The sequence below is a fragment of the Endozoicomonas sp. Z74 genome, from assembly GCF_057680865.1.
The window spans coordinates 21,027-27,407 of record NZ_JBLYZI010000076.1 but is presented as its reverse complement, the minus strand read 5'-3'; the positions used below and the strand labels follow the sequence as shown (position 1 = coordinate 27,407).

The window sequence follows — 6,381 nt, the reverse complement described above, 5'->3', positions numbered from 1 at the left end:
TGGGATAATGCGGCTATGGAATCGTTTTTTAGTCGACTCAAAGTTGAGTTGGTTTATGCGGAGCGGTTTCAAACACTTGATCAGGCCCGATCCAGTATCTTCGAGTACATCGAAATGTTCTATAACAGAACTCGACGTCACTCAGCACTGGGTTATCTTAGCCCTGCTAAGTTTGAAGAAGTAAATCAACAATAGGTGTCCACTTTTAGTGGGTAACACCAGAATTTTAAGATGAGGCAATAACAATAAGGTTTTAATGACACCGCTCATCGGAGTGCCTCCCTGTTTTTGTCAACAATCTTGTGCATATGACGCTTTTCCCCGTCTCCCAGCATACAGGCTGCTTTCGGTAGTGTTTTTTCGTAGCCGTGAAACATATAATCCGTGATGGATTGGATGATGCTGTCCAGCCAGTCATCCTCTGTTTCCCGCCGCTTTTTGAAGTGATCGTCCTCAAGCAGCCAGATTTTCTGATCCTGATCCAGCTGGTTATATTCCGGGTTGTATTGTGCTGAAGCCACTGAACGAATTTGCCACATTTTTGCCATCACTTGATTGACGATGGCCTGGTAATAATCCTCCTTTTCAGCACGAATATGAAAATTATTGGGGTCTTGCCGGTAGAGTTTATGCAGGCCGTGGAATAGTTCTTTACATTCGTTATAACGGAATGACTGGGTAAAAAAGTCTTTATTGGGCAACTGAATACCCCGTTTTTCAAGGGCAGGAGGGAGGCTCAGTAATAGATGGGCCTTGCCGCCATTCTGGTTATTCAGCACACTGATATTTTGTGGTTTTGTACCCCCGTAACCGATGGTGGTGAGGCCATAGATTTCACGGTAGCCATGGGGATCATATTCCCCTTTTTTTCTTTTCTCCCTGATGTCTTTGACTTTAATGTCATCGCCAAAACGCAGGACATCCAGCCTTTTTCGTAAGTCGAAGACAATTCCTGAAGGCGTTAATAGCGATAACAGGTGATAGCGGTTTTTGCTGATGGGGAAGTAGACTTGTTTGATTTTGGAGCTTGTTACTGATTCACCACTGCTTTGAGTCATGGCTAAAAAGCCCTGTTTGAGTTCCTCGTAGCTTTGGCTTTTGATGCTAAACAGCTCTGTTGCCAGAGGGGTGTCTCTTTCCAGGTGATCCAGCAGGGTGTGGCCATCACTCACTAACAGGGTGAGAAACTTATAGACATCAAGTGCTGCGGCATTGCCCAGGGCATCTGCGGCAACATTGATATTACCGCTACGCAGAAAACCATCCTTTTTTGCCTCACTTTTGGCGATAACGGATGTGACATAGCTATTTTTGTTTTTACGGGCGCTGGGGTGACTAAAGGTACAGGGGTGGGTGGATATGGATATTTGTCCGGCTCGCCTGGCGGCATTGGGCAACCAGGTTTCCAGATCGAACAGATGGTCGCATTCCGCTTTCTTCTCTGCCTCTTCCCCGGCGCTCATGGAAGTTTTCAGGTTTTTTTTCAGCCAGGCCGATTTTCTTTCATCAAAAAAGTGGGTTATTACAGGATCAAGCATTACATAGCACCCTGATTTTTAAAATTTCAGGTATTTTAGATGCGTTGCTTTACACGTGCAAACCTGTAGAAATTAACTACATTAAAAGACTGTGGTAGTTGCTCTGCCGGATTAAGGCCGCTTAGAAATGTAGTAATTACCTAAACCGTTCACTGCCGAACAGGCCGCTTAACGATGAAACCGGAAGCTATTTAACAGGCAGGCTCCCACGCCGAAGAGTGGGAGCCTGGGCTTCGTGATACTCTCTGCATGGGAATGCACGGTCACTGCTTTTTAATCCTGACCAACCCTAACTGATCGTTATACTCATACGCTGCATTCTGATTATCTGGAAAGGCTAACTCGCCCAACCGAAGGGAAGTACTGCGCATACTTCTTTCCAGCTTTTCCGCCTGATGCGCCACTTCTGTTTTGAAATCACGTATCAACCAGAGTTTTTCAATGGCCTCTGCTGTCAGTTCTGTACGATGGATACCCAGCACCTGTTCCCGCTCAACCACCTCGCCCTGTTCATTCTTTTCACAAAAAGTGCTGTTGTCCGTGTCCGGGTTATAAACCAGAAAGGTTTGTTTTGTTGGCAGGCCTTCCCTGAAAGGTGTCAATGCCTGTGGCAGTGCCGTAAGAAACCAGGCTTCCTGTACATACCCCTGCAGCGAAGAAGGTCCTTTATGCTGGTAATTAGCCAGGTATCGCCAGGTGGCGTAGTGCTCCAGTTCGCCCAGGGTGGAGGCCGATGTGAGTGAGTGAAAATAACCGGCTGAGTAGTTTTGTGGTTTCTGTATTCGGGGAATGGCATCCAGTCGCTGGCCAATGGCTTTGGTATTGACCAGTGTATCCATATTATGGTGCTGTAACGGTAAGGCGTCTTCAAAACCCGGTTTGACAAACACTCTCTTTTTTTCTTTTTTTGGGTGTTCAAGAACGCCTTTCAGGTTGTATTGCATAATGGCAATATTGGTCTCTTTCAGCACATGCTGCTTGCCGTTTCGATGACGACGGACCCTGCCTGAGAGCTGGATAAGTGAGCGATAAGAGGACGGTTCGGCCACTGCCCAGTCAAAATCATGATCACGCCCCACTTCCTCAACAGGGGTTGCGACCAGCAGAAAAAGAGTATGTTCAACCGTCGGGTTAAGTCGTCTTACTTTGTCCAGGTGTTGACGGATCACTGGGTCAGCAAAAGCGGCCGGGGGCTGCCCTTCCGCTTCCTTGCGTTTTAACACACGATCCAGATGTTGCTCCTGGGTGTGGCGCAGCAATAATACCTGCTGGCTATGATAGGCCATTAACCGCACCTCATGCGTTTCAGGCCACGGATAATCAAGCAGGTACTTCGCCAGATTGACACAGGGTTGAATATTTGCCACACGAATAACACCAAAAGAAACCTTCAGTCCTGTTTTCGGGTCAACCGAGCAATGATGCTGGTGCTTGCATAAGGCCGCCTCTGCCATCAGCTGGTAATAAGCCAGTGTCTTGTTTTCAGTCACCTGTTCATCGTTAAGAGTTCCCGCCTGGATATCAATGACGGGCTGGCAATGGATAATATCCGCCCTGCGCTTCACAACGGCTTTTTCCAGGTGCATCACACGACGAGCGATAAAGTCGGCATGAGCCGTTCGATAGCCAAGAATCGCAGGCTTGAGTTCCGTGTGGGGGTGGCTTTCTACCCGGGTCTGAAATTCATCAATCCAGGCACAGCCAATAACAACACTGGCATTTCGGGTTTTACAGTAAAGCTGCCAGCCATCACGATACGCTTTGAAATACCCTTCAGCCATATCCGGTGGAACAGTGGCCGATGAAATCATCACCTTTCGCCCTAACATGCCCGCTAAAAATATCAGCCTACCGATGGCCACCAGGTCGTTACCGGTAAAATCATCAATTTCATCAATGACCAGGTCAGAAGACAGCAAACGCAAGCAGGGCAATATATATCGGCCTCCCCTTTTGGTTTCCGTTGCCGCCATCATATGGTCAATGGTGCAGGCCAGTACCGGCGCATAAAGAAATTTCCGGTCCCGTTCACAGGTCAGTACGGTTTCAAAGCCCTTTTCCGGGATTGCGCAGTCAAAGTCAACGGGTTCGTTCAGAAGCGATTCCCGGGACAGGGAGCCGCTATGTTCAAGGCTTTCCTGCTGCTCGTCTGCTTTTGCCAGCTGATGTAAGGTCATAACGGCCCGGGAGCCGATCAGTACCGCCAGTTCACTGTTGTCCAGCCCGATACGTTCACGGTACTCATCACCGGTTTGCAGGGTGAGTGTTCGCAAGCCAAGGGCCAGGGTGTAACGCAGGCTATTGCCATCATCAGACATGGCTCGCATAACTTTGGCATTGGCAAAGGTTTTCCCGCAGCCGGTACTGGCCATATTCACCGCAAAAAAGCCGGTGGGTTGTTTTGGTTTTTCAGACTGCCACTGTTTTATTTTGGCAACCGCTTTATCCTGCCAGCCGAAAAGGGCCGGGCTGCGTTTTTTTAAACGGGGGAGGTCCTGGGCGACGGGAGGCTCTGTTTCAAAAGCCGGTAACAGGTGAGCGGTTTTTAATCCTTGCTTCGCCACACCCACTAAATGCTCATCCAGCTTTTGTTTCAGCATTTTGGTTTGCTGATCGGTATTGGCAAATAAGCCGGTTGTATTGCACCAGTGTTTATCGGCAGGCTGAGAGGAATAGAAATGATCCCCCAGCATCAGCGCCAGCCGGGCATGATGGAGAACCACCCGGTAACTGCCATTTTCCAGCGCCTGAGTCGCCAGCGCACTGCTGTCCAGCAACCGCCGGGACCATTTCTTAACGGCTTTCAGCCAGGGGCTTGACGCACTGATCAAGCCTTTAGGAAACTGGAAGCAGCTTTTTAAGCGGGCCTGGTAGTCCTGTTCGTCATAACGATTTTCATACCCCCACTCTTTAGTGATTTTTTTCAGTACATCCTCAATGTCTTTTGCGGCTTCACCCCGATAATCCTGCTGGGTTATTGGCAGTCGATGATGGGTGAGCACAAGCCAGGCGACAAGAGATGCTATGGATGGGAGTCCGGCCAGAGGCTTTGAAGCGCTGTGGCTGACCGCCTCGATCATCGCTTTTTCATCAATATCCCCTTTGGCAAGACTGTTCAGCCAGTCAGCGTCCGTGGATGGGTTTGAAGATTGTTGTACCAGGGCATCAAGCAGCAAACAGGAAATCCATTCATGACGAATGGGGTCGCCTTTCAATTTCTGCTTATTCTCGGGCTGTAGTTTTTTCTGAAACAGCGCACTTGCCTTACCCCAGTCGTGCAGTAAAGCAGACAGTGCGGTAAGCGCCTTGATTAATGGCAGATAATGCCAGTCCCTTTCCATGGAGTGGTTTAACAGGTTGCGCTGCGTGCTATTGACCGGCACTGCCCCCTGACTATCAAACTTATCCCTTTTTCCCACCACCCAGACCAGTTCACTCCGTGCCCGTGACCGGATCCAGTGACAGCTGACCGCTGTATTTTTACTGGCCGTGCGGCGCAGTAACTTTTTAACCGCATTTAACCCGTCCTGGGTAATAATGGTCTGCCAGACATTATCACCAATGCGGTTGGCAAAGGCATCCAGTACACGGCGGGTTTTCTTCAGGGCATTTTTCTCACACTGTGAGACAAAGGTGACCATCATGGCATTATTCCCCGGCAGTTTTTAGCGCCACGGCTTTTACCTGGTTAAACATAAAGTCCAGTGCTTTATGGTCGGTAAAGGCCTGTAAACATTGCTGCCGGAACTCCTGTTCGGTAGCGCCCTCTTTGGCGCAAATAAACGCCCAGGGGAGAATCAGGCTGTCTTTTATCAGGTCTGCAACATCAAATACCAGAGCCCCACGGCGGGTTTTGCCATGCATAACTGCAAAACCGTGGGGAATGCCCAGCACCCACAGGGTTGTAGCGGCGAGCCCATAGGCCAGGTAGTTGCCATGATTTAAAAAAGCATTGGCCAGATCTTCACCTTCTCTTATACGGGTAAACTCGCCGTATTTTGTACGACGGGCGGCAATTTTATAGAGGTGCCTGGTGAGCAGGGCTTCTGTCTGCAATAAATCACCGACTTTTTTTGCGGTTGTGATCTGGCTTTTAAATCCGTCCAGGGCCTGACTGATATCGGCATCATCTGCATGAAAACCTTCAGCCCGAAGATCCCGGTCTTTACTCCAGGCGCCTCGGAGAAAATCGATCCGGGCCTGCTGAAAGGCTTGTGCCGCCTGTAAGCGCTTACTGTCATCAAACCAGAAGGACAGCCAGCCTTGCAGGTATTCTGTAGGCCGGTATTCACTTTGTGGTGTTAGCCACTCCACCTCATTAGCCATTAACAAGGGGGTTCCACCGCCACCACAAAAGCCTACCAGTACACCCGCCGAGGCGAGCATTCTCATGGCTGCCTGGGTGATCGATGTCCCTGTTCCCAGTAACAGGCAGGTGGTGTTGGCAATGGGAATATTCCAGTACTGGTTTTCTTTTTTTGCTTCCGTCAGATAAAGCACCCGCCCATCTTTCTGCATCACCCGGCATTTTTCCAGGTAGTAAATGTTGGCTCTTTTTGAATGCAAAATGGCTTTCAGGTCGGAAGACAGAGGTTGGTCCATGCAGCAAGATCCGATCTTTCTTGTTGGGTTTATCCGATTTTATGGTACAAGTTATTTAAAGGTAAATGCCGAATCATCCAGTATTCTGGCCGCTGTCCTTGACCGTAAAGTGATTATTGTTTTCCGGGCACATTCATTCGGGGAGTAGCAAATCCCTGTAGGGAAGGAAAAAATCCCGTACCGCTTCCGGTTCCATGAAGGGGCGCACAAAAACAGGCAATTCATCGCCTTAGCCTATTGC

Annotated in this window: 4 protein-coding genes; 1 reads left to right on the top strand and 3 read right to left on the bottom strand. The window is 49.2% G+C overall.

The window, feature by feature from the left end:
* A partial coding sequence (locus ACNRUY_RS18795; protein ID WP_488113191.1) for an IS3 family transposase occupies positions 1-195 on the top strand: 195 nt, incomplete at its 5' end.
* A 71-nt stretch (positions 196-266) separates the two neighbouring features.
* Here ACNRUY_RS18795 and csy1 read toward each other — a convergent pair.
* The 3 genes from csy1 to cas1f form a co-directional block, all read right to left on the bottom strand.
* A complete protein-coding gene (gene csy1, locus ACNRUY_RS18790) occupies positions 267-1,538 on the bottom strand; it encodes a type I-F CRISPR-associated protein Csy1 (protein ID WP_488113190.1) in 1,272 nt (423 codons plus the stop codon).
* Positions 1,539-1,801: 263 nt separating this feature from the next.
* Entirely contained in the window at positions 1,802-5,182 is a 3,381-nt protein-coding gene (cas3f, locus tag ACNRUY_RS18785) for a type I-F CRISPR-associated helicase Cas3f (protein ID WP_488113189.1), read from the bottom strand.
* Positions 5,183-5,186: 4 nt separating this feature from the next.
* A complete protein-coding gene (gene cas1f, locus ACNRUY_RS18780; protein WP_488113188.1) occupies positions 5,187-6,140 on the bottom strand; it encodes a type I-F CRISPR-associated endonuclease Cas1f in 954 nt (317 codons plus the stop codon).
* Between the last annotated feature and the right edge of the window lie 241 nt (positions 6,141-6,381).

What these genes read in the sequence shown, in the direction of transcription:
- cas1f (WP_488113188.1), bottom strand. Translation starts at nt 6,140, where the DNA reads ATGGACCAACCTCTGTCTTCCGACCTGAAAGCCATTTTGCATTCAAAA.
- cas3f (WP_488113189.1), bottom strand. Translation starts at nt 5,182, where the DNA reads ATGATGGTCACCTTTGTCTCACAGTGTGAGAAAAATGCCCTGAAGAAA.
- csy1 (WP_488113190.1), bottom strand. Translation starts at nt 1,538, where the DNA reads ATGCTTGATCCTGTAATAACCCACTTTTTTGATGAAAGAAAATCGGCC.